At 60.9% G+C, this 26074-nt stretch carries 20 protein-coding genes and 2 riboswitches; of the genes, 14 read left to right on the plus strand and 6 right to left on the minus strand.

The features are described 5' to 3' along the window. Nucleotides 1-273 precede the first annotated feature (273 nt). Complete coding sequence (locus K0B93_RS09430) at nucleotides 274-1794, minus strand: aldehyde dehydrogenase family protein (RefSeq protein WP_219866967.1); 1521 nt, start codon at nucleotides 1792-1794, stop codon at nucleotides 274-276. Between the two features lie 355 nt (nucleotides 1795-2149). Next, nucleotides 2150-2264, plus strand: a riboswitch (guanidine-I (ykkC/yxkD leader). Between the two features lie 58 nt (nucleotides 2265-2322). Here K0B93_RS09430 and K0B93_RS09435 point away from each other — a divergent pair. The 5 genes from K0B93_RS09435 to K0B93_RS09455 all read left to right on the plus strand — a co-directional run bounded on the left by K0B93_RS09435 (nucleotide 2323) and on the right by K0B93_RS09455 (nucleotide 9321). Continuing rightward, nucleotides 2323-3051 (plus strand): urea amidolyase associated protein UAAP1, encoded by a 729-nt coding sequence (locus tag K0B93_RS09435; RefSeq protein ID WP_219866968.1) that lies wholly within the window; start codon nucleotides 2323-2325, stop codon nucleotides 3049-3051. A 17-nt stretch (nucleotides 3052-3068) separates the two neighbouring features. Further along, the gene (locus K0B93_RS09440) at nucleotides 3069-3707 is read left to right on the plus strand and encodes an urea amidolyase associated protein UAAP2 (RefSeq protein WP_219866969.1); all 639 of its coding nucleotides are present in this window, start codon (nucleotides 3069-3071) and stop codon (nucleotides 3705-3707) included. Beyond that, on the plus strand, nucleotides 3698-7333 hold the full coding sequence (uca, locus tag K0B93_RS09445) for an urea carboxylase (protein ID WP_219866970.1): 3636 nt from the start codon (nucleotides 3698-3700) through the stop codon (nucleotides 7331-7333). Before K0B93_RS09440 ends, uca begins: the two co-directional genes overlap by 10 nt. 83 nt (nucleotides 7334-7416) lie before the next feature. Continuing rightward, nucleotides 7417-8484 carry a putative urea ABC transporter substrate-binding protein gene (locus K0B93_RS09450; RefSeq protein ID WP_219866971.1) on the plus strand — a complete coding sequence of 356 codons (1068 nt, stop codon included), beginning with the start codon at nucleotides 7417-7419 and terminating at the stop codon, nucleotides 8482-8484. A gap of 222 nt (nucleotides 8485-8706) precedes the next feature. Further along, a complete protein-coding gene (locus K0B93_RS09455) occupies nucleotides 8707-9321 on the plus strand; it encodes a TetR family transcriptional regulator (protein ID WP_219866972.1) in 615 nt (204 codons plus the stop codon). On the opposite strand, the gene K0B93_RS09460 is transcribed toward K0B93_RS09455, so the two are convergent. Together K0B93_RS09460 and glnT are read right to left on the minus strand one after the other, a co-directional pair. After that, nucleotides 9301-10170, minus strand: a complete 870-nt coding sequence (locus K0B93_RS09460) for a bile acid:sodium symporter family protein (RefSeq protein ID WP_219866973.1) — start codon at nucleotides 10168-10170, stop codon at nucleotides 9301-9303. The genes K0B93_RS09455 and K0B93_RS09460 overlap by 21 nt on opposite strands. A 211-nt stretch (nucleotides 10171-10381) precedes the next feature. Next, the gene (glnT, locus tag K0B93_RS09465; RefSeq protein WP_219866974.1) at nucleotides 10382-11740 is read right to left on the minus strand and encodes a type III glutamate--ammonia ligase; all 1359 of its coding nucleotides are present in this window, start codon (nucleotides 11738-11740) and stop codon (nucleotides 10382-10384) included. A 160-nt stretch (nucleotides 11741-11900) separates the two neighbouring features. On the opposite strand from glnT, the gene K0B93_RS09470 reads away from it, so the two are divergent. The 5 genes from K0B93_RS09470 (at nucleotide 11901) to K0B93_RS09490 (ending at nucleotide 18551) form a co-directional block, all read left to right on the plus strand. After that, entirely contained in the window at nucleotides 11901-12932 is a 1032-nt protein-coding gene (locus tag K0B93_RS09470; RefSeq protein ID WP_219866975.1) for an alpha/beta fold hydrolase, read from the plus strand. 197 nt (nucleotides 12933-13129) lie between these two features. Next, nucleotides 13130-13243, plus strand: a riboswitch (guanidine-I (ykkC/yxkD leader). A gap of 66 nt (nucleotides 13244-13309) precedes the next feature. Then, the gene (locus K0B93_RS09475) at nucleotides 13310-14125 is read left to right on the plus strand and encodes an ABC transporter permease (protein WP_219866976.1); all 816 of its coding nucleotides are present in this window, start codon (nucleotides 13310-13312) and stop codon (nucleotides 14123-14125) included. Further along, the gene (locus K0B93_RS09480; RefSeq protein ID WP_219866977.1) at nucleotides 14125-14910 is read left to right on the plus strand and encodes an ABC transporter ATP-binding protein; all 786 of its coding nucleotides are present in this window, start codon (nucleotides 14125-14127) and stop codon (nucleotides 14908-14910) included. The genes K0B93_RS09475 and K0B93_RS09480 overlap by 1 nt, the downstream gene beginning before the upstream one ends. Nucleotides 14911-15305: 395 nt before the next feature. Beyond that, a complete protein-coding gene (locus tag K0B93_RS09485; protein WP_219866978.1) occupies nucleotides 15306-16466 on the plus strand; it encodes a TAXI family TRAP transporter solute-binding subunit in 1161 nt (386 codons plus the stop codon). A gap of 96 nt (nucleotides 16467-16562) precedes the next feature. Next, a complete protein-coding gene (locus tag K0B93_RS09490) occupies nucleotides 16563-18551 on the plus strand; it encodes a TRAP transporter permease (protein ID WP_219866979.1) in 1989 nt (662 codons plus the stop codon). Nucleotides 18552-18650: 99 nt separating this feature from the next. Here the strand turns inward: K0B93_RS09490 and K0B93_RS09495 are convergent, their stop codons facing one another. From K0B93_RS09495 to pedF, 3 genes are all read right to left on the minus strand, one after another. After that, nucleotides 18651-20426, minus strand: a complete 1776-nt coding sequence (locus tag K0B93_RS09495; RefSeq protein ID WP_219866980.1) for a PQQ-dependent methanol/ethanol family dehydrogenase — start codon at nucleotides 20424-20426, stop codon at nucleotides 18651-18653. Nucleotides 20427-20626: 200 nt separating this feature from the next. Then, a complete protein-coding gene (locus tag K0B93_RS09500) occupies nucleotides 20627-21595 on the minus strand; it encodes a substrate-binding periplasmic protein (protein WP_219866981.1) in 969 nt (322 codons plus the stop codon). A gap of 75 nt (nucleotides 21596-21670) precedes the next feature. Next, nucleotides 21671-22099 carry a cytochrome c-550 PedF gene (gene pedF, locus K0B93_RS09505; protein ID WP_219866982.1) on the minus strand — a complete coding sequence of 143 codons (429 nt, stop codon included), beginning with the start codon at nucleotides 22097-22099 and terminating at the stop codon, nucleotides 21671-21673. Between the two features lie 262 nt (nucleotides 22100-22361). On the opposite strand from pedF, the gene K0B93_RS09510 reads away from it, so the two are divergent. The 4 genes from K0B93_RS09510 to K0B93_RS09525 are packed head-to-tail and all read left to right on the plus strand — an operon-like array spanning nucleotide 22362 to nucleotide 26068. Next, nucleotides 22362-23537: an ABC transporter substrate-binding protein gene (locus tag K0B93_RS09510; RefSeq protein ID WP_219866983.1), complete on the plus strand. Its 1176-nt coding sequence runs from the start codon at nucleotides 22362-22364 to the stop codon at nucleotides 23535-23537. Between the two features lie 34 nt (nucleotides 23538-23571). Continuing rightward, the gene (locus K0B93_RS09515; protein WP_219866984.1) at nucleotides 23572-24546 is read left to right on the plus strand and encodes a YVTN family beta-propeller repeat protein; all 975 of its coding nucleotides are present in this window, start codon (nucleotides 23572-23574) and stop codon (nucleotides 24544-24546) included. Then, the gene (locus K0B93_RS09520; RefSeq protein ID WP_219866985.1) at nucleotides 24543-25268 is read left to right on the plus strand and encodes an ABC transporter ATP-binding protein; all 726 of its coding nucleotides are present in this window, start codon (nucleotides 24543-24545) and stop codon (nucleotides 25266-25268) included. The genes K0B93_RS09515 and K0B93_RS09520 overlap by 4 nt, the downstream gene beginning before the upstream one ends. Next, nucleotides 25265-26068 (plus strand): ABC transporter permease, encoded by an 804-nt coding sequence (locus K0B93_RS09525; RefSeq protein ID WP_219866986.1) that lies wholly within the window; start codon nucleotides 25265-25267, stop codon nucleotides 26066-26068. The genes K0B93_RS09520 and K0B93_RS09525 overlap by 4 nt, the downstream gene beginning before the upstream one ends. Nucleotides 26069-26074: the final 6 nt, after the last annotated feature.

The following is a 26074-nucleotide window of genomic DNA, read 5'->3' on the forward strand; positions in this document are numbered from 1 at the left end:
ATAACTCACTTACCATCGTAGCGGCGGCAAACCGGCCCCCATATGCTACTTTGGCACTGTTTTTCGGGGTTCAAAAGGCGCATTTTCCACCGCACCGATGACCAGCCCCGGGCACAAAAAAAGGCCCTGGGAAGGGCCAAAAGAAAGTGACAGAAAACCCAAAACTTCCGCAGAAGCGCTCCTGGCCAGACGCCGGGAGCAGGAAGGTGCACATCCGCTGTGCTGACTCACCCACGGGCCCGTGTGGAAGGGCCCGTTTACCGCAGTGATCGATCAGAAGAAACCCAGCGGATTGGTGTCGTAGCTCACCAGCATGTTCTTGGTCTGCTGGTAGTGCTCAAGCGCCATCTTATGGGTTTCACGGCCGACACCGGACTTCTTGTAGCCGCCGAAGGCGGCGTGGGCCGGATAGGCGTGGTAGCAGTTCATCCAGACCCGACCGGCCTGAATGGCGCGGCCCATCCGATAGGCACGATTGGTATCGCGGGTCCACAAGCCGGCACCCAGTCCGAACTCGGTGTCGTTGGCGATGGCCAGGGCTTCTTCCTCGGTCTTGAAGGTGGTTACACCCACCACCGGCCCGAAGATTTCTTCCTGGAAAACGCGCATCTTGTTGTCGCCCTTGAACAGGGTCGGCTGGATGTAGAAGCCGTTGTTGAACTCCTCGCCCATCTCCTCGCGATCACCCCCGGTCAGCACCACGGCGCCCTCTTCCTTACCAATGGCCAGGTAGGACATGATCTTGTCGAACTGCTCCTTGCTGGCCTGAGCGCCCACCTGCACATCAGTATCCAGGGGGTTACCGCGTTTGATCGACTTGGTACGTTCAACCACTTTCTGCATGAACTCTTCAAACATGTCTTCCTGCACCAGGGCCCGGGACGGACAGGTGCAGACTTCGCCCTGGTTGAAGAACGCCAGCACCAGGCCTTCCACACACTTGTCGATGAACTCGGGCTCGCCCTTCATCACATCGGAAAAGTAGATGTTGGGCGACTTGCCCCCCAGCTCCACGGTGGAGGGAATGATGTTCTCGGCCGCGCACTTGAGGATATGCGAGCCAACCGGGGTGGAGCCGGTGAACGCAATCTTGGCGATGCGCTTGCTGCTGGCAAGGGCCTGACCGGCCTCGATGCCGTAGCCGTTGACGATGTTGAGCACGCCCGGCGGCAGCAGGTCACCGATGATCTCCATCAGCACCAGGATGCTGGCCGGTGTTTGTTCCGCGGGTTTGAGTATGGTGCAGTTACCGGCCGCCAGGCAGGGGCCCAGCTTCCACGCCGCCATCAGCAGCGGGAAGTTCCAGGGAATGATCTGGCCCACCACGCCCAGGGGCTCGTGGAAATGGTATGCCACGGTGTTGGCGTCGATTTCACCCAGATGGCCTTCCTGCGCACGCAGGCAGCCGGCAAAGTAGCGGAAGTGATCGGCCGCCAGGGGAATGTCCGCATTCAGGGTCTCGCGGACCGCCTTGCCGTTGTCCCAGGTTTCCGCGACCGCCAGTTTCTCCACATTCGCCTCGATGCGATCGGCGATCTTCAGGAGAATGTTGGAACGCTCCTGGACAGAGGTTTTACCCCAGGCCGGCGCGGCCTTGTGGGCAGCGTCCAGCGCCACTTCAATGTCTTCGGCGGTGGAACGGGGAATCTCGCAGATCACATCACCGGTCACCGGGGTGATGTTCTCGAAATACTGACCTTTTACCGGGGCAACCCACTCGCCACCGATGTAGTTTTCGTAACGGGATTTGAAAGAAACGACGGAGCCATCCTTTCCTGGTTGTGCGTAGATCATGGTCTCGACCTCTTGTTGTGTTTGTCGCTGGCAACGCGGCCTGTCGCGCTTACTCATTCAATGTAGACCCCAACCGGGATAAGGTGAATGATTCGATGGGGGCGAAAAACTCATCCCTTGGTAGTAGTTGCCGGGATTGATGCCCGACCGGCCCCCTCCATTGCCACCCCAAACCGCCTTCCCACGCGTGCACCGTAAGGGTGCGGACGCCCCGACAAAATGCACATTCCCTCGAGCAAATACCCTGAAAGGGCTTGAAAACAGCAACCTGGGAGATTGGCACAGACACTGCAAAGGCCCCTCTACGCAGCGAGAAGTCGGTTACTGAAACCACAATCAAAGCGCGACAATCTGACAAATGGTCAACTAGGGTTCCGGCCTGCCCTTTCCCAAACGGGAATCGCAGGCGACTGGTCCGAGAGTTGACGGCCTTTTCCAAGGCTACACGGCGGGACAAAAGCCCGGGAGGATCGTTCAGTTACTGACGCCTCTCGTTTTTTTAAACGCCCTAGCCAGGAGGAAAAGGCCATGTTGCAGACAGCAGCCCCCCTCTACGACGATCTGATTCCCGGCGGATCCCACTGGTCCTTCATCATGCGCCGCGGCCACGTGCTGCGCCTGATCGACGAAACCGGCGGTGCCAATGTCGGCATGTTGATGTACAACCCCGAGAACCCGCTCGAGCGGTACAACATGCCGGACACCCTGAAGAACCAGCACACCTTCCTGCTGACCCGGGGCCATGTCCTGTTATCCGACATGGGCCGGGTTTTTGCCTCCATCATTCGTGACGATCTGGGCTGGCACGATACCGTCAGCGGTACCTGCAACGCCGACCTGGTGGCGCAGCGCTGGGGCCGGAAAACCTATCAGGACGCCCACAACCACTACCACCGCAACGGGTTTTCCAGCTTCCTGAACGAACTGGCCAAATACGGTCTGGGCAAGAAGGACCTCACCGCCAACCTGAACTGGTTCAGCAAGGTCAAAACCGACGACGACGGCAACATGGCGTACGTCAGCGATCATTCCCACGCCGGCGCTACCGTGGACCTGCGGTTCGAGATGGACACCATTGTGGTGCTGCACACCTGCCCGCATCCGCTCAACACCGCCGCCGAGTACCCCAGCCATCCCCTGCGTTACCAGCTCTTCAGGGCCGCCCCGGTGACCGATGCCGATCCCTGCAAGATTTCGTCGCCGGAGGCCACCCGCGCCTTCGCCAACACCGCCCTGTATCACCTGATGCAGCCCTGATCGCGAGGAGGCCGGACATGATTAAAGAGAGCGAACTGCATCCCGAGAATGCCAATTCCCGCAAGACCGTACCGGCGGGTGAGTACTTCCTGAAAGTGGTCAAGGCCGGGGAAACCGTCCGCATCCTGGACCTGGAAGGCAACCAGGCTGCCGACACCCTGTTCTACAACGCCCACAACCCGACCGAACGCTACAGTGCGGTGGACACCATCCGCGAGCAGGGCAATGTCTACCTGACCGCGGGCTCGAAGCTGATATCTTCGGAAAACAACGTGATGCTGGAAATCACGGCCGACACCTGCGGCCGTCACGACACCCTCGGCGGCGCCTGTGCCGCCGAAAGCAATACCACCCGCTATGCCCTGGAGAAGAAATGCATGCATGCCTGCCGCGACAGCTGGCTGGTGGCGGTCACCGAGCACGAGGAGCTGGGCATGACCAAGCGGGACATCACCCACAACATCAACTTCTTCATGAACGTGCCGGTCACCGCCGACGGCGGGCTGACCTTTGCCGACGGCATTTCCGACGCCGGCAAATACGTCGAGCTGCGGGCTGAGATGGATGTGCTGGTGATGATTTCCAACTGCCCGCAGTTGAACAACCCCTGCAACGCCTACAACCCGACACCGATCGAGGTGCTGGTATGGAGCTGAACCGACAGGTCGACAAGGTGCTGATTGCCAACCGGGGCGCCATTGCCTGCCGGATCATCCGGACCCTGCGCGAGATGGGCATGACCTCGGTTGCGGTGTACGCCGAGGCCGATGCCGACTCGCTTCATGTGCGTCAGGCCGATGAGGCCTGGCCACTGGGGGAAGGGTCGGCGGTAGCCACCTACCTGGATCAGGACAAACTGTTTGAGGTCCTGGCGGCGAGCGGTGCCGGCGCCATCCATCCGGGTTATGGCTTTCTCAGTGAAAACGCCGAGTTCGCCCGCCGCTGTGAGGCCGGGGGCGTGGTGTTCCTGGGGCCCACCCCCGAACAGATGGAGCAATTCGGCCTGAAACACACCGCCCGTGCCCTGGCCGAAGCGGCTTGTGTGCCGCTGTTGCCCGGTACCGACTTGCTCTCGAACCTGGACGCCGCCCTGGCCGCTGCCGAGCAGATTGGCTACCCGGTGATGCTCAAGAGCACCGCCGGTGGTGGCGGTATCGGCATGTCCCGCTGCTACGGGGCGGACGATCTGCGCAACAGCTTCGAGTCGGTCCAGCGCCTGAGCCAGAACAACTTCAGCAACAGCGGCGTGTTCCTGGAGAAATTCGTCGAACACGCCCGCCACATCGAGGTGCAACTGTTCGGTGATGGCCAGGGCCAGGTCGTCGCCCTGGGCGAGCGCGATTGCTCGGCCCAGCGCCGCAACCAGAAGGTGATTGAAGAAGCCCCGGCGCCGGGGCTGACCGATACCGTCCGTGAGCGCATGCACACCACCGCCCGCCAGCTTGGCGAGCGTATCGCCTATCGCAGCGCCGGCACCGTGGAATTCATCTACGATCCGGACACTGCCGAGTTCTACTTCCTCGAAGTGAACACCCGCTTACAGGTGGAACACGGGGTCACGGAACAGGTCTATGGGGTCGATATCGTGCGCTGGATGGTGCAACTGGGTATGGGCACCCTGCCCGACCTGTCGAAACTGGCCAGCAAGCTGACACCGGATGGCCACGCCATACAGGTGCGACTCTACGCCGAGGCCCCCAACAAGGACTTCCAGCCCAGCGCCGGCCTGCTGACCAACGTCCGCTGGCCTGAAGACGACAGCCTGCGGATCGACCACTGGATACAACCGGGTACCGAAGTATCGCCCCTGTTCGACCCGATGCTGGCCAAGGTGATTGTCCATGACCGGGATCGCGAAACCGCCCGCCAGCACCTGATCAGCGCACTGGACGACAGCCAGCTTTACGGCATCGAAACCAACCTCAACTACGTGCGTCAGGTCCTGGACGACCCGCGCTTCATCGAGGGCCGCCTGTTCACCCGCACGCTCAATGAGTTCGATTACCGCCCAACCACCGTCGACGTCGTCAACGGCGGGACCCTGACGACCGTTCAGGATTACCCCGGCCGGATCGGTTACTGGGAAGTCGGCGTGCCACCCTCGGGGCCGTTCGACAGCTACTCGTTCCGCCTCGGCAACCGGTTGCTGGGTAACGATGAGGGCGTCCCCGGTCTGGAAATCACCCTGAAGGGCCCGACCCTGGTCTTTAACCGACCGACCCAGATTGTCCTGACCGGCGCCGAACTCGGCGCCAGCCTGGACGATGAACCGGTTGGTTTCTGGCAGGTCGTCGATGTGCCTGCAGGCGCCACCCTGAAACTGGGTGCCACCACCGCGGACGGCGCCCGGGCCTATGTCCTGTTCCGGGGCGGTCTGACCTGCCCGGAATATCTGACCTCCTGCAGTACCTTCACCCTGGGCCAGTTCGGCGGCCATTGCGGTCGGGCCCTGCGCGCCGGCGATGTACTCACCCTGCCGGACGCCGAACCGGTCGCCGCGGCCACCTTGCCGACGCACCTGAAACCGGCAATCGGCAAGACCTGGCAATTGCACGTGACCTACGGTCCTCACGGCGCGCCGGACTATTTCACCGAGCAGGACATCGATACTTTTTTCGACAGCGACTGGGAGATTCACTACAACTCCAGCCGCACCGGCGTGCGCCTGATCGGACCGAAACCCGAATGGGCCCGCAGCGACGGTGGCGAAGCCGGCATGCACCCGTCCAACATCCACGACAACGCCTACGCGGTGGGCACGGTGGATTTCACCGGGGACATGCCGGTGATCCTGGGCCCGGACGGGCCCAGCCTCGGCGGATTCGTCTGCCCGGTCACGGTCATCAGCGCGGATCTCTGGAAACTGGGTCAGCTCAAGGCCGGCGACAAGGTCCGGTTTGTGCCGGTTAGCCAGGACCAGGCGGTGGACCTGCGCCGTGCCCAGGACGAATCCGTGGCCGGACTCTCCGCAGTCTCCGAAGTCACCCTGGACATTACGCCCACCCGGCCAGAGACGCCGGTTTTGGCGGCACTGAGCACCGACCAGCACGAAACCGGCGTGGTCTATCGCGCCGCTGGCGACAACTACGTGCTGGTGGAATACGGCCCCATGGAACTGGATATCCGCCTGCGCTTCCGGGCCCACGCGCTGATGCTCTGGCTCCGGGACCGCAATCACCCGGCCATTCTGGAGCTGACGCCGGGCATTCGCTCCCTGCAGGTACATTACGACAGCCGCAAGCTGGACCAGCACACATTGCTGGACCTGCTGATCGGCGCCGAAAAGGAACTGGAGCAACAGCCGGAATGGGATGTTCCCGCCCGCATTGTGCACCTGCCCCTGTCCTGGGACGACGAGGCCTGCCACACCGCCATCGCCAAATACATGCAGTCGGTGCGCAAGGACGCCCCCTGGTGCCCCAGCAACCTGGAATTCATCCGGCGCATCAATGGCCTGGAGAGCATCGAACAGGTCAAGAAAACCCTGTTTGAAGCCAGTTACCTGGTGATGGGACTGGGCGACGTCTACCTCGGCGCACCGGTGGCGACGCCACTGGATCCCCGACATCGGCTGGTCACCACCAAGTACAACCCGGCCCGGACCTGGACCGCGGAGAACTCTGTCGGCATCGGCGGCGCCTACCTGTGCATCTACGGGATGGAGGGCCCCGGCGGCTACCAGTTCGTGGGGCGCACCCTGCAGATGTGGAACCGCTATCGCACCACCGAATTCTTCGAAGAGGGCAAGCCATGGCTGCTCCGGTTCTTCGACCAAGTGCGTTTTTACGAAGTCAGCGCCGCCGAGCTTCAACGGATCCGGCGCGACTTTCCCAACGGCGATTATCCGATCCGGGTCGAGGAGACCCGCTTCAACCTCAGGGACTATGAACAGTTCCTCGCAGACAACCACGACGACGTCCGTGACTTCACCAGCCGGCGCCAACAGGCCTTCGATGAGGAACTGCAACGCTGGATCAGGTCCGGCCAGATCAACTTCAGTTCCGAAGCGCCGCTGGAAGACACCGGCGAGGATGACATCGCCAACCTCCCGAAGGGCCAACACGCGGTGGAAAGCCACGTGGCCGGCAACCTGTGGGAGTGCCTGGTGCAGGCCGGCGACACCATCGAAGCCCAGCGGCCCGTGGCGATCATCGAGTCCATGAAAATGGAAATCGAACTGCTGAGCCCCGTTAGCGGTCGCGTGGTCGATGTCCGCCGGGAAGCGGGTCAGGCGGTTTCACCGGGCACCCCGGTGGTGATCGTGGAAGAGGCCAGCGAATGACATGCCGACAACCCCAGCAACCAATGACAACAACCCTGGAACACCAACCCTGGAAAAACGGGCAAGGCCCGAGGAGAGACACCATGAAAAAACGTGACTTCAGCAAGCGTCTTGCGGCCGGTCTGGTAACGGCCTCCCTGTCCCTGGGCGCACTCGCCCAGGAAAAAGAGTCCTTCAGCATCGCCTGGACCATCTACGCCGGCTGGGTGCCCTGGCAGTACGCCGAGGACTACGGAATCATGAAAAAGTGGGCCGACAAGTACGACATCGACGTCGACATCGTGCAGGTCAACGACTACATCGAATCCATCAACCAGTTCACCGCCGGCCAGTTTGACGGCGTGGTGGCCACCAGCATGGACGGGCTCTCCATTCCCGCCGCCTCGGGTGTCGACACCACTGCGCTGATCGTGGGCGACTACTCCAACGGCAACGACGGTCTGGTGTCCAAGGACGCCACGTCCATTGCCGAGCTGGAAGGCGAAACCGTGCACCTGGTGGAGCTGTCCGTATCCCACTACCTGCTGGTCCGGGCCTTGAACACCGTTGGCCTGGAAGAGCGCGACATCAGCGTGGTGAACATTTCCGATGCCGATCTGGTGTCGGCGTTCCAGACCGACGACGTTCGCCACGTGGCGACCTGGAACCCGCTGCTGGCAGAAGTGGAAGCCTACCCCGGTGCGACCAAGCTGTTCGATTCCAGCGAGATCCCGGGCCACATCAAGGACCTGACCCTGGTGAACACCGAGACCCTGGCGGACAACCCGAAGCTGGGCAAAGCGCTGGTCGGTGCCTGGTATGAAACCATGAGCATCCTGTCGTCCGACAGCGAGGAAGGCCAGGAAGCCCGCGCGTTCCTGGGCGAGCTGTCCGGTACCGACCAGGCCGGGTACGAAGCCCAGCTGGCTGGCATGAAGATGTTCTGGGAGCCGAAGATGTCGGTAGACTTCATCAACAGCAAGGAAGCCCACGAGGCGATGGACAGCGTTCGTCAGTTCTCCTTCGAGAAGGGCCTGCTGGGCCAGGGTGCCATGAGCCCCGACTTCGTCGGCATCGAGTTCCCGGACGGTTCGGTCATGGGTGACGAGGGCAACGTGAAGTTGCGCTTCAACGATGACTACATGGAGATGGCGGCGGACGGCGAGCTTTGAGTTGCCGATGCTTGCCTGATTGAAGACCGAAGGGCACGATACTCGTGCCCTTTTTTGTGGCTTTCGGAGGGGGGTGGTGTGGCGAGGTCCTGCCAAAACACGCTCCTTGCGGCACATCCATGTGGCGCTTGAGCTTCGCCATCCATGGCTCCGCACAGTTTTGGCAGGACCTCCCCACACCAACCTGCAGGCTGCACAGATAACTGGAGAAAGACACTACCGATGCGCCGTACCAAGGAAGACGCCGAAAAAACCCGCCAGACAGTGCTGGACGCCGCGCTGACGCTGTTCAGTCGGGACGGGTATTCGCTGACCACGCTAAGCCGAATTGCGAAGGAAGCCGGCTGCAGTCGGGGGCCAATCTACTGGCACTTCCAGACCAAGGACGATCTGTACGAGGCGGTGCTGGCCTACTCCCAGGAACCGCTGGAGGCTCTGGTCGCCGAATGCCGGGCCATGAACGACACCCCGATCGATGGCTTGAATCACTTCATTGAACGCTGGCTGGGCTTGCTCGCGAATGACCGGAAGTACCGGCAGTCGTTCGAGATACTGCTGAACAAGACCGAACTGACGGAGGCCATGAACCGGACCCTGAAACGGGAACGGCAGTTGACCCGATCGATCATTGCCCTGTTTCAGGCTCTGGTGGAGCGGGCCCAGAGGGACGGGCGGATAACATCGGAGGAAGCGCCGGAAGACCTCGGGCTGCTGGGCTACACCTATCTTATGGGCATCACCCAGACCTGGCTGTTCTCCCCCCGGCTGTTCTCACTGAAGCATCAGGCGCCGTTCTTCCAGCGCCAGTTCTGGCGGTTACTGGGGAGCGGGCACTAACCTGCGCCCCATGGCGATCAGGATGCAGCCAAAACCATACATCAACACGCTGTAGACCACGGCCGGGATCGACATTTCGCTGGACTCTAGCAGGGTCAGAGCCACCATCAGCGCAATGGTGCCGTTCTTGATACCCAACTCCACGGCGATCGCCAGGGATTCCCGCTGGGACAGGCCCGCCAGGCGACTGACCCCCAGCCCAATGGCCACACCGATCAGGTTGAGCAGGAAGGCCGCCGGCCCCGCCTGGGAGAGCAGCTCGGGCAACCGCTCCCGGGAACCCCACAGCAGGGCGATGATCAGCAACAGCAGCACAATGCCGCCGAAAATGCTGACAATGCCTTCGGCTTTTTGTGCCGTTGCCGGCGCCCGGGTTCGGATGATCATGCCGATGGAGACCGGAAGCAGGACAATCACGACCAGCATGGCGATGGTCTTGCCCACCGGCAGGGAAATGTTGGCAGCCTCACCGAAGTACATCTGCAACGCGTAGTTGGTGAAAAAGGGCAAGGTCACGATTGTTATCAGGCTGGCCGAAACGGTCAGCAGGATGGACAGGGCAATGTGGCCCCGGGCCAGCAGCACAAAGAGATTGGAGGTGGTGCCACCGGGGCAGGCGGCAATGATCACCAGGCCAACCGCGAGCGCCGGCGCCAGCCCCAGCGTGCCGGCGATCGCGAAGGCCACCAGGGGCATCAGCAGGATCTGGGCAATGGTGCCCACCACAATGCTGCGAGGATTGCGGGTGACCTGGCCAAAATCGCGGAGCGTCAGGGTCAGACCGATGCCAACCATGATGATAAACAGAGAGATTGGCAGACCAATCGAGATCAGCGGACTCGACTCCACGTTGGGAACTCCTCGTTATTGTTGTGTTTTGGAACCGGGCCTGAGCCCGGTAAGCAACGAAATCGCGACTTGATGTTTATCATGCCCAGCGGCGAAAACCCAGCACTCTAGTCGAAAGACGGGGCACAGAATGTAAACGATTTGACAGTCTTTAAGGCGGAATTCTGCTGGGGCGACGACAGTCGCCCCAGTGGATAGTAGAGAGGAAGGATCAGAACATTTTCAGGTAGCGCTCGAGCTCCCAGGAAGACACGTGGTTCTGGTAGCTTTCCCACTCGGCCTGCTTGTACTCGATGAAGCTGTTGAACAGCGTCTCGCCAAACACTTCTTTGGCCAACGGGTCCGCCTCGAAAGCCTCGACCGCTTCTCCCAGGTTGCGCGGCAGGTACTCGATGCCCTGCTCGGCAATATCCGCATCGCTGTAGTTGTACATATTCTCGTGATGAGGCTCGCCCGCATCCAGTCCCTCGCGAATGCCCTCCAGGCCGGCGGCCAGAATCAGGGCGCCGCCCAGGTAGGGGTTGCAGGCGATATCCGCTGCCCGACATTCGATCCGCCCGCCCATGCCCGGAATCCGGATCATGTTGGTGCGGTTGTTGGAGCCGTAGCACATGAACACCGGCGCCCAGGTGGAGCCGGACATGCTGCCCTGGCGTACCAGACGCTTGTAGCTGTTCACGGTCGGGGCAATCACCGCACTGATGGCGGCGCCGTGTTTGAGGACTCCGGCAATGAAGTGGTAGGCGATCTTGCTGATGCCGCAGTTGTGCAGATCGTCGCCCTGGGGCTCAAACAGGTTTTCTCCGGTTTTGAGGTCAGCCAGGGACATGTTGTAGTGCGCCCCGCTTCCGGTCCGGTCGGCGAAGGGCTTGGGCATGAAGCTGGCAAAGGCGCCGTGCTTGCGGGCAATTTCGTTGGCCATCATCCGGAAGAACACCAGGCGGTCGGCCATGGTCAGGCCGTCGGCGTACTTGAAGTCGGTTTCGAACTGGCCGTTGGCGTCCTCGTGGTCGAACGAATAGACGTCCCATCCCAGCTCATTCATGGCATCCACCAGTTCGTCCATGATCGGCAGATTGTCCATCAGGGTGCGCGGGTCGTAACAGGGTTTGCCCAGGTTGTCGCGGTCACTGAGCGGCGCAAAGCCGCCGTCTTCGGTGTCCCGGAACAGGAAGAACTCGGTCTCGATGCCCAGGTTGAACCGATAGCCCATGTCCTCGGCGGCACTCAGCTGACGCCGGAAGACGTTGCGGGAGCAAGCCTCGAACGGTGCGCCATTCAGGTACAGGTTGCCCGGGAACCAGGCCAGTTGGCGATTCCAGGGGCAGACCGCGACGCCACTGGCATCCGGCATGGACGCCACCTCATCGTCGGAGATGTCCTGGGGCACGCCGTCCAGCGCTGCGCCCGTGTAGAGCTCGGAGCCTTCCATCATCTGTCCAAGGTGGGCAATGGGCACAAACTTGCCCTTGGTCACGCCATGGATGTCCACGTAGCTGGCAATGGCGTACTTCACGCCCGCGTCGGCCAGCGACTGTTGCAGGGCTTTGGTGTCGGTCAGGTCAGTCATGGTATTCCTCGTGTGGCTCCGGCATTTCGGGCCGATCAATGGATTTCTGGCACGTTTCTTTCTAAGGATTCCCCATTCAACTTACATGCCACCATGTATGTAAATTAGACCTGAAAGGAGACCAGGGCATCCCACACCAGGGTCCGGGAACTAGGAACAAATGACAGAAAAACAATGGATTATCGAGGATTTCGAAGCAGGTGACCTTGCCCTTTCGAGCGGCGAGACGCTGTTCTCGGCACAACTGCACTACCACCTGATCGGTGAACTGAACGCACCAAAAGACAACCTGATCCTGTTGCCCACGTACTACGGTGGTGCGGCCGCCGGCAATCATCCCTGGGTCGGCGCCGACAGCCCCCTGGATCCGGACCAGTACTGCATCGTCATTCCGTCGCTGCTCGGGGCCGGCGAATCCTCGTCCCCCTCCAATACCTTCGGGGCACAGGGTGGACACCGGTTTCCCCGGGTCAGCCTGTTCGACAACGTACAGCTTCAGAAACGGCTGGTTGACGAGGTATTCGGCGGCGCCCGCCTGGCCCTGGTGATGGGCTGGTCCATGGGCGGCATGCAGGCACTGCAGTGGGGCAGCCTGTTCCCGGACCAGGTCGGGGCGGTCCTCGCCACCTGCTGCACGGCCCGATGCCATCCCCACAACCGCGTCTTCCTGGAAGGCGTGAAAGCGGCCCTGACCTGTGACCGGGACTTCCAGGACGGTCACTACCGGACACCGCCGGTTCGGGGGCTCCGGGCCTTTGCCCGGGTGTATGCCGGCTGGGCGTACTCGCAGGCGTTCTTTCGTCACGAACATTGGCGAGGGGTCGGCTTTGAATCCATTGAGCACCTGCTGCAATGCTGGGAACAGGACCACCTGACCCAGGACGCCAACAACCTGCTCACGGTTCTGGACACCTGGCAACAGGGCAACCTTGCCGACAACCCGGTCTTTGCGGGCAACTACGGGGAGGCGCTGTCGGCCATCACCATGCCCGCCTGCCTGATGCCTTCGGCGACTGACCTCTATTTCACCGAAGAGGACGCCCGGGGCGATGCCCGGAACATGCCCGGAGCGCAGGTGCAGACGTTGCAGACCGACTGGGGCCACATCGCCGGTGGCGCCGGCCGGGAAGCGGCAAGTCACCGCCAGATCCTGTCGGCGGCCGCCGCACTGCTGGCCCGGCGGGAGCGGTAACGGTGCACAGCCACTCTCAGCGCCCCGTATTGGTGCCCTGTTTGGATCGGCCCGTTTTGCGAAGGGCTCCGGATGATGCGGTTCGTGGAGGCTTGGCACGCAGTCTGCAGTGAAAGCAGTGACGGTTTACCAAACCCTTATCCGTGCACAGCAGCCATTCACAGAACACCGCAGACGGTGCGGCCAAGACAACGGACACAATGGGTGACTAGGGTTCCGATCCGGGCAGGGATACATCTCCAGCCGGGGTGGCTGGTCCGAGAGTTACCGACCTCTGGGAGGTTACACGGCGGGACAAAAGCCCGGGAGACAGAATCGCACGCACTTGCTTTATCTGCGATGACCACGCCGTGTTGTGTGACCAGAGGAGAGAACACATGCGATTGATCAACCGCCGCCCCGGGCGGATCTCGGCCACCCTCTTGGGCCTGCTCCCCTTCCTGCTCATCATGCTGGTCTACAGCCTCGCCTCCCAGGAGCGACTGGCAGACAACCCGAACGACAAACTGCTGCCCGGCCTGGAACAGATGAACGCCGCGGTCGACCGTATGGCGTTCCAGGAGGACCGTCGCAGCGGCGATATCCTGATGTGGCAGGACACCACCGCCAGCCTTGCCCGTCTGGGCATGGGGGTTGGCATTGCCGCCCTGCTGGCGCTGTTCGTCGGCCTTCTCAATGGCGTACTGCCGCTGGTTCGGGCCAACCTGGCCCCCTTGGTCTCGGCCCTGTCCATGGTGCCGCCGCTCGCGATCTTGCCGATTCTGTTCATCGTATTCGGCTTGGGTGAACTGTCAAAGGTGATGCTGATCGTCATCGGCACCGCTCCGATCATGATGCGCGATGTCGCCCAGCGGGTGCGCGAGCTGCCCGGCGAACAGCTGATCAAGATCCAGACCCTGGGGGCGAATTCCTGGCAGGTCATCACCCGGATGGCCCTGCCCCAGGTGCTGCCCCGGCTGATCGATGCCGTACGTCTGAGCCTGGGGCCGGCCTGGCTGTTCCTGATTGCCGCCGAGGCCATCGCCTCCACCGAAGGCCTCGGTTACCGGATCTTCCTGGTCCGCCGTTACCTGGCCATGGATGTGATCCTGCCCTACGTCATCTGGATAACCATTCTCGCCATCGTCATCGACCAGTGCCTGCGCCTCGCCAACCGCAGGTTGTTCCCGTGGTACAACGCAGGAGGCCACTGATGAGCTTCATTACCGTCAACAAGCTTTGGAAAGAATACGGTGACCAGGTGGTTCTGGAAAATCTGAACCTGGCCGTCAAACAGGGGGAATTCTGCACGCTGGTCGGCGCCTCCGGTTGCGGCAAGTCCACCTTCCTGAAGATGCTGCTGGGCCAGGAGATTGCCAGCCGTGGCGAACTGCTGCTGGACGGCGAGGCCTTTCCGGGCGAGCCGGACCGCAACCGGGGCATCGTGTTCCAGCGCTACTCGGTGTTTCCGCATCTCACCGTGCGCCAGAATGTGCTGATGGGCCTGGAGCTGGAACAGAAACCCTGGCTCGGCAAACTGTTCGGTGCCGCTCGCCGGGAGGCGCTGGAAAATGTGGACGCCATGCTGGAGTCGGTGGGGCTGACCCCGTCCGCCCACAAATGGCCCCACGAACTGTCCGGCGGCATGCAGCAGCGGCTGGCCATTGCCCAGTCCCTGATCATGCGGCCCCGGGTGCTGCTGCTGGACGAACCCTTTGGCGCCCTCGATCCCGGGATTCGCGGTGACATGCACGACCTGCTGCTGAAGCTCTGGCAGGAGACCGGCACCACCATTTTCATGGTGACCCACGATCTCCAGGAAGGCTTCTACCTCGGTACCCGGCTGCTGGTCTTCGACAAGGTCCGTAACGACCCCCACGACCCGCAGGCATTCGGTGCCACCATCACCTACGACCTGCCCATCGGCCGGACCGACCGCAAGCTGCTGGACGACATCAACCAGTCAGTCGCCGAAACGGCAAGGCATCAGGCGGCCTGAACGCCCGCCCCCTGCCAGAGAACCACCAAGGCCCACTTTCCGTCCGGGAAAGCGGGCTCTCGCCGTGGGTAATTCACGGAAGCCCTAACAAAATACCGGCCGTCGGACGTTAGCCAGAATTACGTTTCTGGAGGGTTGCTGTGAGATCGGACATTCTCTATATTGAAATTACAAAAATAGGTATTGCATTGCGGAACATCAATATATCTCAGTACCGCAATGCGAAACTTGATTGAGTGATCTCGGCGTTTGCCAAACAACTCATCTTCATTTTTGTAGTGTCATCCATCACCCGCGCTTTGCGGAGTGTTGTCGGTTTTCCGCCGGCCGCCACCTTACTCTGCTTCCCTGGCAGACAAGGGGCGCGGCCGGACAAAAACACAGGACAAAGAACGATGCATAAAATCAACAAAAGCCTGCTCGTCGGTGTACTGAGTGCCGCACCACTATTCGCCCACAGTGCAGAAAACGTAGAACTGCCTGGAACTCTTGCCATGACCGCGTATGGGACTGGCTCAGCGGGTTACACCCAGATGGTCTCCATCGGCAACCTGCTAAAAAACGAATATGACACCTCGGTCCGCATTCTCCCGGGCGAAAATGACGTATCCCGGATGACACCGCTACGCATGGGCCGGGTTCCACTCTGCGCCTGCGGTATTGCCAGTTACTATGGATCGGAAGGCGTATTGCTGTTCGCAGACCCCGACTGGGGCCCACAGCCCATTCGCCTGATCAGCACATCCACGGCCAGCTTTGGCCTGGGTGTTGCCGTCGCCGGTGATACCAACGTAAAAACACCAGCGGACCTGAAAGGAAAGCGGGTGGCCTACATCCGTGGTGACGATGCCCTGAATGTCGGAACTGAAGCCTTCCTGGCCTTTGGAGGCCTGACCTGGGATGACGTCGAACGGGTGGAATTTCCGGGTTATGGCCGCGCCTTCGAAGGCATTGTAGCCAACCAAGTCGACGCTGCGTTTACCATGAGTGTGGCTCCGCCAGCGCAACAACTGGCTGCCAGCCCCAGGGGAATCGTATGGCCGGAGCTGGACCCTGCCGATAAAGAGGGCTGGAAGCGACTCCAGAACGTAGCGCCGTATTTCCAGCCCCACAAGGCCACGTCCGCCGCCGGTGAGGCCTATGGCAAAGACAGCCCCTGGATCGGCGCCAGCTATCCATATCCGATTCTCGTCGGTAACAAAAGCCTGGATGACAAAACCGCCAGCAGTCTTATCCGTGTACTCATCGAGGATCATGACAAGTACAAGGACGCCGCCCCCGGTAATGCGGGTTACGCTCTTGAGAATCAGAATATGCAGTGGGTGATTCCCTACCACGATGCAGTCGTCGAGTATTATAAAGAAATCGGGCACTGGACCGATGCCATGCAAGCGCATCAGGATAAGCTGATCAAACGTCAGGAAATCCTGCAGACCACCTGGAAATCGTTCCTGGATTCCAACCCGCCAGAAGACGAAGATGCGTTCCGCAGCAGTTGGATGAAAGTCCGTGCCGAAGCACTTCAGGCAGAGGGTATGGCTCCGGTTTTCCGTTAAAGCCTGCCCCACTGAGCCGGAGTTCCGTTGCCGAGATTGCAGCGGTGCTCCGGCGTTTCCCATTTTTTTCTTTATCGCACCGAAGGCTCTGACCCTATGAGCTCGCCTCAGCAACAGCCCGTCAATGCGGGTGAAATCTCCGGTATCCGCAGGCTGGAGGGATTCTGGCTCTGGGTGCCCCGTGTGGCAACCATGGCGTTGGCACTGCTGGCTATCGATTACCTGTTCAATCTTGGCATGTTCACCATCGTGACATCGGTTGAAAGCCAGTTCTTCTATACGGTGGTGGCGCTGATGCTGCCTCTGGTTTTTCTGCTCTGGCCAGCCGCAGGCAGAGCTTCACGGTCAACAGTGCCCTGGTACGACGTTTTGCTTTTCCTGTTTGCGACCGCGGTGTGCTGCTTTTTCGTGGTTAACGCGGAACGGATTCTGGACAGCGGGTGGGAGTACGACGCACCAGGCTACGCCATTGTGATGAGCTTCTTGATGTGGGGCGTGATCCTTGAAGCAGCGCGACGAGCCGGCGGCTGGCCAATCGGTATCATCGTCGGGATTGCGAGCCTTTATCCGATATTCGCGGATGTGGTGCCGGGGCCGATTCAGGGGTTCCCATCCTCACCCGCCCAAACTGCCATCTACCACGCCATGAGCCGTGAGAGCGTCATGGGGATCCCGTTGCAGGCATTTGCCAATCTGGTCATCGGGTTTTTGCTGTTCGGCGTGGCATTGCAGCAAACCGGTGGCGGCAAGTTCTTTATCAACCTGGCGTTTGCCCTGCTGGGCCATGTCCGGGGTGGCCCGGCCAAGGTTGCGATATTCTCAAGCGGCCTGATGGGATCCATGAGCGGCAGTGTGATCACCAACGTGCTCACCACCGGTGTGTTGTCCATTCCGGCTATGCGAAGAGTAGGTTTCGGGCGCTCATATGCAGCTGGCGTCGAGGCCTGCGCGTCTACCGGTGGTGTTTTGATGCCGCCGGTTATGGGCGCGACCGCTTTTATCATGGCCAGCTTCCTGAATATTCCTTACGGTACGATTGCGCTGGCGGCCGTCGTGCCATCCATCCTGTACTTCCTGGGACTGTTTATCCAGATTGACGCCTACGCGGCACGTCATGACCTCAAAGGTTTGCCGGCAATCGAGCTGCCAACCCTTCGTCAGACTTTGAAGGAAGGCTGGTACTTTATCTTCGTGTTCGTGCTGTTGATCTGGCTACTGTTCTTCCTTCGACGGGAGGCGACCGCACCGTTCTATGCCACGGCCCTGCTGTTGGCAATCAATCAGGTCCTGCCCTACCATCGGTGGCACTGGAAGGAAGTGAAAGACTTCTTCTCCAGTGCCGGCAAGCTGTTCGCAGAGCTCATAGCGATTCTGGCTGGCGTCGGTTTGCTGGTGGGGGCGCTGTCGGTTACCGGAATGTCAGGCACCATCGCCAACGACCTCATCTTCCTGGCCGGCGGCAATACCCTGGTGCTGTTGCTCATGGGAGCGGCGACCAGTTTCATTCTGGGCATTGGCATGACCGTTACGGCGGCCTACATTTTCCTGGCTGTGGCACTGGCCCCGGCGCTGATCAACGGCGGCGGCATGGACCCGTTGGCTGTTCACCTGTTCATCCTGTACTGGGGGATGCTGAGCTTCATTACTCCGCCAGTCGCCCTGGGCGCTTTTGCCGCTGCGTCAGTCGCGGGTGCGCGGGCCATGGAAACCGGATTCCAGGCCATGAAACTGGGCAGCGTGATTTATTTTATTCCATTCCTGTTCGTGCTGAATCCGGCGCTGATCCTTCAGGGGGCCTGGGAAGAAATTCTGGTCGTGCTGACCCAGGCCATCCTGGGTGTCGCGTTGATCGCTGGCGGGATGCAAGGTTACCTGCTGGGTATCGGCAACCTGTCACTTTATCCAAGGCTCCAGTGGCCCATCCGCTTGTCGTTGATCGCTGGCGGGATGCTGTTGGCGATCCCGGGAGGTGGCCCGGTTCCCCTCAGCAACCTGCAACTGACGATGGTCAGCGCGGTCTTGATCACACCAGTGCTGGCACTGGTGTGGTGGTCTAACCGGAACGAGAACAAGGCCATGGTCTAGGGGGTGCTGCATTGAAACCGATGGCGCTTCGAAACAAAAAGAGGGCAGTCCGAAGACTGCCCTCTTTGCAATAAACATCACAGTGATGTGATGGCTGGATCAGTTGCTGGCAACCCGATCCTTCGGCAGCTTGAAGGTCCAGACCATACCGCCCTGGTTGAAGTCCTTCACCACCTTGGCGACTTCGCCACCCCAGAGTGGTACGGCACCGCCCCAGCCAGAAGCTACGGAGACATACTGCTCGCCGTCCATTTCCCAGGTAACCGGCGTGCCCACGACCCCGGAACCGGTGTTGAACTTGTACAGCTCCTCGCCGGTCTTGGCATCAAAGGCTTTCAGGTAGCCTTCGGGCGTACCGGTGAACACCAGGTCTCCCGCGGTAGTCATGACACCACCCCACAGAGGCGCGGTGTTCTCGTAACGCCAGACTTCCTTGCCGGTTTTCGGATCCATCGCCCGCAGCACGCCGATGTAATCGTCATTGGCCGGCTTGATGGTGAATCCGGCGCCCAGGAAGGCAGCACCCTTCTTGTAGGAAACCGGCTCGTTCCAGATGTCCATGGACCACTCGTTGGACGGCACGTAGAAGAGGCCGGTGTTCTGGCTGTAGGCCATGGGCATCCAGTTCTTGCCGCCCAGGAAGGCCGGTTGGGCCACGACCGGATTACCCTTGGTGCCGTTGGTGGCATTGGGGTCACCCGGACGGCCATCTTCTGTAAAGATCGGACGACCGGTCTTGGGGTCGAGCCCCTTGGCCCAGGTGATCTTGTCCACAAACGGGAAGCCGCGGATGAAATCGCCGTTCTCACGGTTCAGGACGTACATGAAGCCGTTACGGTCGGCCGTGGCGGCCGCCTTGACGGTCTTGCCGTTCTCCTTGTAATCGAACGAAATCAGCTCGTTGACGCCATCGTAGTCCCAGCCGTCGTGGGGCGTGGTCTGGAAGTGCCACTTGATGCTGCCATCCTCGGGATCGATGGCCACACGGGAGGATGAGAACAGGTTGTCCCCGGGACGCAGATGCGAGTTCCAGGGTGCCGGGTTACCGGTGCCGAAGAACAGGGAATCGGTATCCGGATCGTAGGTGCCGCCCAGCCAGGTCGCCGCGCCGCCGTTCTTCCACATGTCACCCGGCCAGGTGACGCCGGCCTTGCCGCCGGAAATGCCGTTCTCGATGGCCTTGCCGTCTTTGTAGACGTAACCCATGTGGCCCTCGACAGTCGGGCGGGTCCAGAGCTTTTCGCCGGTGTTGGGGTCGTAGGCTTCCACCTTGCCGACGATACCGAACTCACCACCGGAGACGCCGGTGATCAGCTTGCCCTTGACCACCAGCGGTGCGGCGGTAATGGCGTAACCGGCCTGGTAATCGGCCACTTTCTTGATCCACATCGGCTTGCCGGTGTCCTTGTTCAGGGCCACCAGCTTGGCGTCCAGGGTACCGAAAATCACCTTGTCGTCGTACAGCGCCACACCCCGGTTGACCACGTCACAGCACGGCATGATGCCGTCGGGCAGACGGGCGTCGTACTGCCAGATTTCCTCACCGGTCCTGGCATCAATGGCGTACACCCGGGAATAGGAGGCGGTCACATACATCACGCCATCCTTGATCATCGGCTGGGACTCCTGGCCGCGCATCTTCTCGCTGCCGAATGAGAAGGCCCATACCGGTTGCAGGTACTTGATGTTGCTGGCGTTCAGGTCATCGATGGTGCTGAACCGCTGACCCTGGGTGCCCATGCCATAGCTGACAATGTCTTCAGGGGTGTTGGCATCGTTCATGATGTCTTCGTCGGTAACCGCCTGGGCCCCGTACGACACTGCCAGTGCCAGTGCGCTGGCAGCAATGCGAATCCCGAACTTGTTCGATCTCATGGTTGCGCTCTCCAATTCTCTTGTTTTCGGTTTTTCGGTGAACCGGGAAAGTTTCCCGCCTCTGTACTGATTCTTGGCTTTGAACGAAAAACCAACAATTACTCGCCGGCACTGGTTTTCTCATCACTTGGTAGTACTACTTCCCAAAAGAAAGCCCGCGACGGGGCGCGGGCTTCGATACACGATGTTGTTCCGGGCGGTCACTGGGGACCCTGGAGCTTACCCTCCGCCCTCGCGATCGCCTCCTCACTGAGAAACTCCCGGTAGTACTGGGGCACGCTGAACTGCAGATCGAGGTTGGCGAACACTGTATCCAGCTCGCCGGTCTTCACCAGGTTGCCGATGATTTCCTCCAGGGCGTAACCCAGCTGGCGATGGGTATGCTTGATGGCCATGCCCACATCCCACACCTGCTTGCCGATACCGGGAAAGCCGTTACTGGCAGGCTCGAACGCAGCGTTCTCGGGTTTGGCCAGTTCATGGTCGATCTCCGCCCGCATGCCCATGACGGCACTGACCTCCCCTGCCCGCATCGCTTCGAAGGCGGATGTCACATTGGGGTAATGGCGCACCTTCTCCCGCATGCGCCCCTGCAGACCGGAGGTCAGGTAAAAGTCCGGGAGGGTGTCGATCTCGACACCGATGGGGTGATACTGGAAAACCGCGACCGTCGCCACCGAGTCCAGCTTTTCCGGATCAAAGGCAATCTGCCAGGTTTCCTGCTGGTAGGGTCCGAACAGCACCACCTGCTCATTGATGTACTCACCGGTGGAGTCCTGCATGTAGGCGTATTCCTTGTCATAGGGTACGCGCATCATCACGTCGGCGAGCCGGCGCTTGGCCAGGTAGTGGCCTTTCCAAACGTTGTTGCGCAGGTCGTCACCCAGATTCTCGTCCGGCACGATCCAGTGGACCCTGAATTCCACACCCAGTTCACGGGCAATGCGCTTGCCGATTTCAACGTCGATCCCTCGAGGTTCGCCGTTGACCTGATAGGAATAGGGAGGGAAATTTTCGTAGACGCCGACCTTGAGGTAGCCGGATTCAATGATAATGTCGTAGGTCCGGTCGGCCGGACGGTTGAGCAGAGGGTCCCCGTCGTCCACTTCCCGGGCGAAGGCCAACTGGAAGACCAGAAGCAGGATGATAACGCCAGACAGTGCTTTCATTGTTTTTCCTCAACGCCTTCAGACCGGCACATGGCCGGCCCGGAAACAGACCTTCAGATCACCTGAGCCGACCGTTCACTCAGGCTTGGGCAGAGACTCCACGTAGGTCTTGATGGCCCACATGGCGTTCTGGTCCAGCGTCTTCTTCCAGGACGGCATACCCCGGTCGGTGCCGTTACGCACCCGGGTGATGTAATACTCGTCGTCCCACTCCGTCAGCTCCCGCAGGTCCGGAGTCAGGCCGCCGGACATGGCACGGATACCGTGACAACCGGCGCAGTTACCGGCGTAGGCGCTCTCTCCGATCTCCACCGCCTGGCCGTTCATATCGCCGTGCTGATTGCCTTCGCGGAACGGGTTCTGGGCCAGGACTTCCTCACCCAGCGTCGGAAGGTTTCCGGTGTCAACCTCTTGGGGAGTGACATTGCCATGGGCCACTACCAGTCCGGCCGCTCCGAGCAGGGCCGTCGTGATCAGGGTTTTGAGTGAAAAGGACATTGCCATTGCTGCTACCTCTGTGTTGATTCCCCGTGCACTGGCTGTTGGATTTGTCAGTTGCCAGCTTTCTGACCTTTAGTCTAGGAATCCCGCTCGCCAATCCGAATGCCACTTTGGAGGATTTGGCGTAGTTCCTTGGTAGTAGATGGGAGGTCTGTGGTGAGCTTTCTCATCCTTTAGTACTGCCGGATTGCGACTTTCTGAATATATCCGCCCCCGTCCGGGTTCTCTAAGCTCGTGGGAAAGACAACAAGAATCAGGAGCGCCTATGTACCGCAGGTATTTGCGGAGTTTCGCCGTGGGGGCCTTTATCGCCCTGTCCGCCGCGTCACTGGCCGCGCAGCCCGTTGACGTCTCCATCGGCTACGTCCAGTGGATTCCGGATCAGGGCCCCGTTCTGTCCAACGTGACCCCGGAACCCGACGATGGGGGGCTCAGGGGGGCCGAACTGGCGTTGGAGGACAACAGCACCACTGGCAGGTTTCTGGGCCACACCTACGCCCTGACGAGCCAGGTAACCGACTCGGAAGAGGCTGCAGTCGCGGCGTTCGACAGCCTGCAGCAAAGTGGCATTGAACTGTTTGTGGTGAACGTGCCGGCGAGCACGATCCGGACATTCATGGCCAGGGCCGGCGCACAGACCCTGGTGTTCAACGCCGGTGCCGAAGACGATCCACTGCGGACGGCAGACTGTCCGGCCAACCTCGTTCACACCATCCCCAGCCATGCCATGCTCACCGATGCCCTTGGCCAATGGCTGAACCAGCGGCGCTGGAACAAGCTGTTCCTGATCACCGGCCCGACTGAGGCCGATATTGCCTGGGCCAGCGCGTTCCGCCGGTCCGCCCGGCGTTTTGGTCTGGACATCGTGGAAGACAAGCCATGGACCTTCGACGCCGACCTCCGGCGTACCGCCTCGAAGGAGCTGCCGCTGTTTACCCAGGCGGATGACTATGACGCGGTGGTGGTCGCCGACGTCCGCGGGGATTTTGGCGAATACGTACCATTCAACACCTGGCTTCCGCGCCCGGTGGTGGGCACCCAGGGCATGTCACCCGTGGCCTGGCACCGGGTCGTGGAGAGCTGGGGTGCGGCCCAGTTGCAGAACCGGTTCCGGGACCTGGCCAAGCGCCAGATGAACGGAGCTGACTACGCGGCGTGGGCCGCCGTTCGCTCCATTGGCACCTCCGTCACCGAGCTCGGGACAGCGGACCCCCGAGCCATCCGGGAATTTCTCTTTAGCGACCGGTTCCAGCTCGCCGCCTTCAAGGGCCGGAAGCTGACCTATCGCGACTGGAATGGCCAACTGCGCCAGCCCATCCCGCTGGTTCACCCCCGCGGGCTGGTCGCTCGGGCGCCGTTCGAGGGTTACCTGCACCCCAATACGGACATGGACACCCTCGGCTTCGACAAACCCGAGAGCAAATGCCGCATCAACAACTGACCTTCATACCGAGTCCCGAGACCAAGGAGCCCCAATGAAAGCACTGCTCAAACACACCGCACTGGCCGCTTTGATCGGTCTGTCGGCACCGTCGCTGGCAAGCCTGGCCTATGTCTCGAACGAAAAAGACGACACCATTTCCATCATTGACACCGAAACCCGGGAGGTGGTGGAGACCATTGATGTCGGGGCACGCCCGCGGGGCATACTGCTCTCAAAGGATCACACCCGGCTGTATATCTGTGCCAGTGACGACGACACCGTACAGGTGCTGGACCTGGCCACGCGCACGATTATCGACACCCTGCCTTCTGGCGAAGACCCGGAGCAGTTCGCACTGCACCCCAACAACAAGCACCTGTACATCTCCAACGAGGACGACGCCATCGTGACCGTGGTGGACGTCAGCAGCAAGGAGGTGCTGGCGCAAATCGACGTGGGCATCGAGCCTGAAGGCATGGCGGTCAGCCCCGACGGCAGATGGGCCGTCAACACCAGCGAAACCACCAGCATGCTGCACTGGATCAATACCGAAACTTTCAGGATCGAGAAAAACATTGTGGTGGGCCAGCGCCCTCGGCACGTGGAATTCAGCAAGGACAGCAAGATCGCCTGGGCCTCCGCCGAAATTGGCGGCACCGTGCACATCATCGATGTCGACAAGCTGGAACAGATCCACGAGATGACCTTCAAGGTGCCCGGGGTCAACCAGGACCGGGTGCAACCGGTGGGTATCGAGCTGACCTCCGATGGCAAATACGCGTTCGTGGCCCTGGGCCCCTCCAATCACGTGGCGGTGGTCGATGCCAAAACCTATGAGGTGCTGGACTACCTGCTGGTCGGCGCCCGGGTCTGGCAACTGGATCTGGATAAAGACGAGAAACACCTCTATACCACTAATGGGGTCTCCGGCGATGTCTCGATCATCGACGTGGACGACTTGAAAGTCATCAAATCCATCAAGGTAGGCCGCTACCCCTGGGGTGTGGTAATCGATCCGACGACATGACCATAGAAGCCCGCAACCTCAGCTTCCGCTACGGCGACGAGCCGGTCCTCAAGGAGGTCAGCTTTGCCCTGACCCCCGGTCACTTCCATGCCCTGCTGGGCCCCAACGGCGCGGGCAAGTCGACGCTGTTTGGTTTGCTGACCCGGCTGCTGGCGCTGCAGCAGGGAGACGTCCTGATGGCCGGGCAGTCCCTGAAACGGCAACCATCGGAGGCCATGCGCAAGATCGGCGTGGTGTTCCAGCAGAATGCCCTGGATCTGGACCTGACAGTACGGCAAAACCTGATGTACCACGGCGCCCTGCACGGCCTGTCCCGAAAGCTGGCCCGTGCCCGTGGTGACCGCGAGCTGGAACGTTTCGGCTTGCTGGACCGGGCGGATGACCCGGTGCGCAAGCTCAACGGCGGCCACCGGCGCCGGGTGGAAATTGCCCGCGCCCTACTCCACCAGCCGTCTCTGCTCCTGCTGGACGAACCCACCGTTGGCCTGGACGTCGCCAGCCGGCGGGCCCTTAATGACCATGTCCGAACGCTGTGCGAGGAAGACGGCCTGACCGTGCTCTGGGCAACCCATCTGATAGAAGAAGTGCGACCGGATGACCACGTGCTGATCCTGCATCAGGGCCAGTTGCTGGCCAATGGTTCCGGCCGTGCGATCTGCGAGGCCGAGGGCGCCCGGGACCTGGCCGAAACCTTCGAAGCACTGACAGGAGCAGCACCATGAGCCCGGCCCAGTACTGGCATTGTTTTGTCGGCATCCAGACCCGGGAATGGCTGCGTTTCTGGCAACAGCGCACCCGCTTTGCCAGTGCCCTGGTGCGTCCGCTGTTGTGGCTGGTAGTCTTTGCCGCCGGCTTCCGGGCGGTGCTGGGTATCTCCATCATTCCGCCCTACGACACCTACATTACCTACGAAACCTACATCGCCCCCGGGCTGTGCGGCATGATCATCCTGTTCAACAGCATGCAGGGGGCACTCTCGATGGTGTACGACCGCGAGCTGGGCAGCATGCGCGTGCTGCTGATGAGCCCCCTGCCCCGGCCCTTCCTGCTGGTGACCAAGCTGCTGGCCATGGGCGTGGTGTCGGTGGGCCAGGTGTATGTGTTCCTGGTCCTGGCCCTGTTGGTGGACGTGGAACCACCACTCTGGGGCTACCTGGCGGTCCTGCCCGCGCTGGTACTGACCAGCCTGATGCTCGGAGCCCTGGGATTGCTGATTGCCACCTGGATCAAGCAGTTGGAGAACTTTGCCGGGGTGATGAACTTCGTCATCTTCCCGATGTTTTTCATGTCTTCGGCGCTGTACCCACTGTGGCGGATGAACGAGGCCAGCCCCTGGCTGTACTGGATCTGCCAGTTCAACCCATTCACCCATGCGGTGGAGGCAATCCGCTTTTCCCTTTACCTGGAATGGAATCCGATGGCCTACGGCATCACCGCTGCGATCACCGTGGTGCTGACCTTGTTGGCGACGGCCGGGTTCCGGCCCCAGCGAACCAGGATTCTTGGGACCAAGCCCGCGTGAACGGAG

This window comes from Marinobacter sp. F4218, from assembly GCF_019443085.1.
GTDB lineage: Bacteria > Pseudomonadota > Gammaproteobacteria > Pseudomonadales > Oleiphilaceae > Marinobacter > Marinobacter albus.

Excerpts from the sequence above, each read along its gene's own strand:
- K0B93_RS09440 (WP_219866969.1), top strand. The coding sequence starts at position 3,069 with ATGATTAAAGAGAGCGAACTGCATCCCGAGAATGCCAATTCCCGCAAG.
- K0B93_RS09450 (WP_219866971.1), top strand. The coding sequence starts at position 7,417 with ATGAAAAAACGTGACTTCAGCAAGCGTCTTGCGGCCGGTCTGGTAACG.
- pedF (WP_219866982.1), bottom strand. The coding sequence starts at position 22,099 with ATGGCAATGTCCTTTTCACTCAAAACCCTGATCACGACGGCCCTGCTC.
- K0B93_RS09500 (WP_219866981.1), bottom strand. The coding sequence starts at position 21,595 with ATGAAAGCACTGTCTGGCGTTATCATCCTGCTTCTGGTCTTCCAGTTG.
- K0B93_RS09430 (WP_219866967.1), bottom strand. The coding sequence starts at position 1,794 with ATGATCTACGCACAACCAGGAAAGGATGGCTCCGTCGTTTCTTTCAAA.
- glnT (WP_219866974.1), bottom strand. The coding sequence starts at position 11,740 with ATGACTGACCTGACCGACACCAAAGCCCTGCAACAGTCGCTGGCCGAC.
- K0B93_RS09475 (WP_219866976.1), top strand. The coding sequence starts at position 13,310 with ATGCGATTGATCAACCGCCGCCCCGGGCGGATCTCGGCCACCCTCTTG.
- K0B93_RS09485 (WP_219866978.1), top strand. The coding sequence starts at position 15,306 with ATGCATAAAATCAACAAAAGCCTGCTCGTCGGTGTACTGAGTGCCGCA.
- uca (WP_219866970.1), top strand. The coding sequence starts at position 3,698 with ATGGAGCTGAACCGACAGGTCGACAAGGTGCTGATTGCCAACCGGGGC.
- K0B93_RS09525 (WP_219866986.1), top strand. The coding sequence starts at position 25,265 with ATGAGCCCGGCCCAGTACTGGCATTGTTTTGTCGGCATCCAGACCCGG.
- K0B93_RS09455 (WP_219866972.1), top strand. The coding sequence starts at position 8,707 with ATGCGCCGTACCAAGGAAGACGCCGAAAAAACCCGCCAGACAGTGCTG.
- K0B93_RS09470 (WP_219866975.1), top strand. The coding sequence starts at position 11,901 with ATGACAGAAAAACAATGGATTATCGAGGATTTCGAAGCAGGTGACCTT.
- K0B93_RS09480 (WP_219866977.1), top strand. The coding sequence starts at position 14,125 with ATGAGCTTCATTACCGTCAACAAGCTTTGGAAAGAATACGGTGACCAG.
- K0B93_RS09495 (WP_219866980.1), bottom strand. The coding sequence starts at position 20,426 with ATGAGATCGAACAAGTTCGGGATTCGCATTGCTGCCAGCGCACTGGCA.
- K0B93_RS09490 (WP_219866979.1), top strand. The coding sequence starts at position 16,563 with ATGAGCTCGCCTCAGCAACAGCCCGTCAATGCGGGTGAAATCTCCGGT.
- K0B93_RS09510 (WP_219866983.1), top strand. The coding sequence starts at position 22,362 with ATGTACCGCAGGTATTTGCGGAGTTTCGCCGTGGGGGCCTTTATCGCC.
- K0B93_RS09435 (WP_219866968.1), top strand. The coding sequence starts at position 2,323 with ATGTTGCAGACAGCAGCCCCCCTCTACGACGATCTGATTCCCGGCGGA.
- K0B93_RS09515 (WP_219866984.1), top strand. The coding sequence starts at position 23,572 with ATGAAAGCACTGCTCAAACACACCGCACTGGCCGCTTTGATCGGTCTG.
- K0B93_RS09520 (WP_219866985.1), top strand. The coding sequence starts at position 24,543 with ATGACCATAGAAGCCCGCAACCTCAGCTTCCGCTACGGCGACGAGCCG.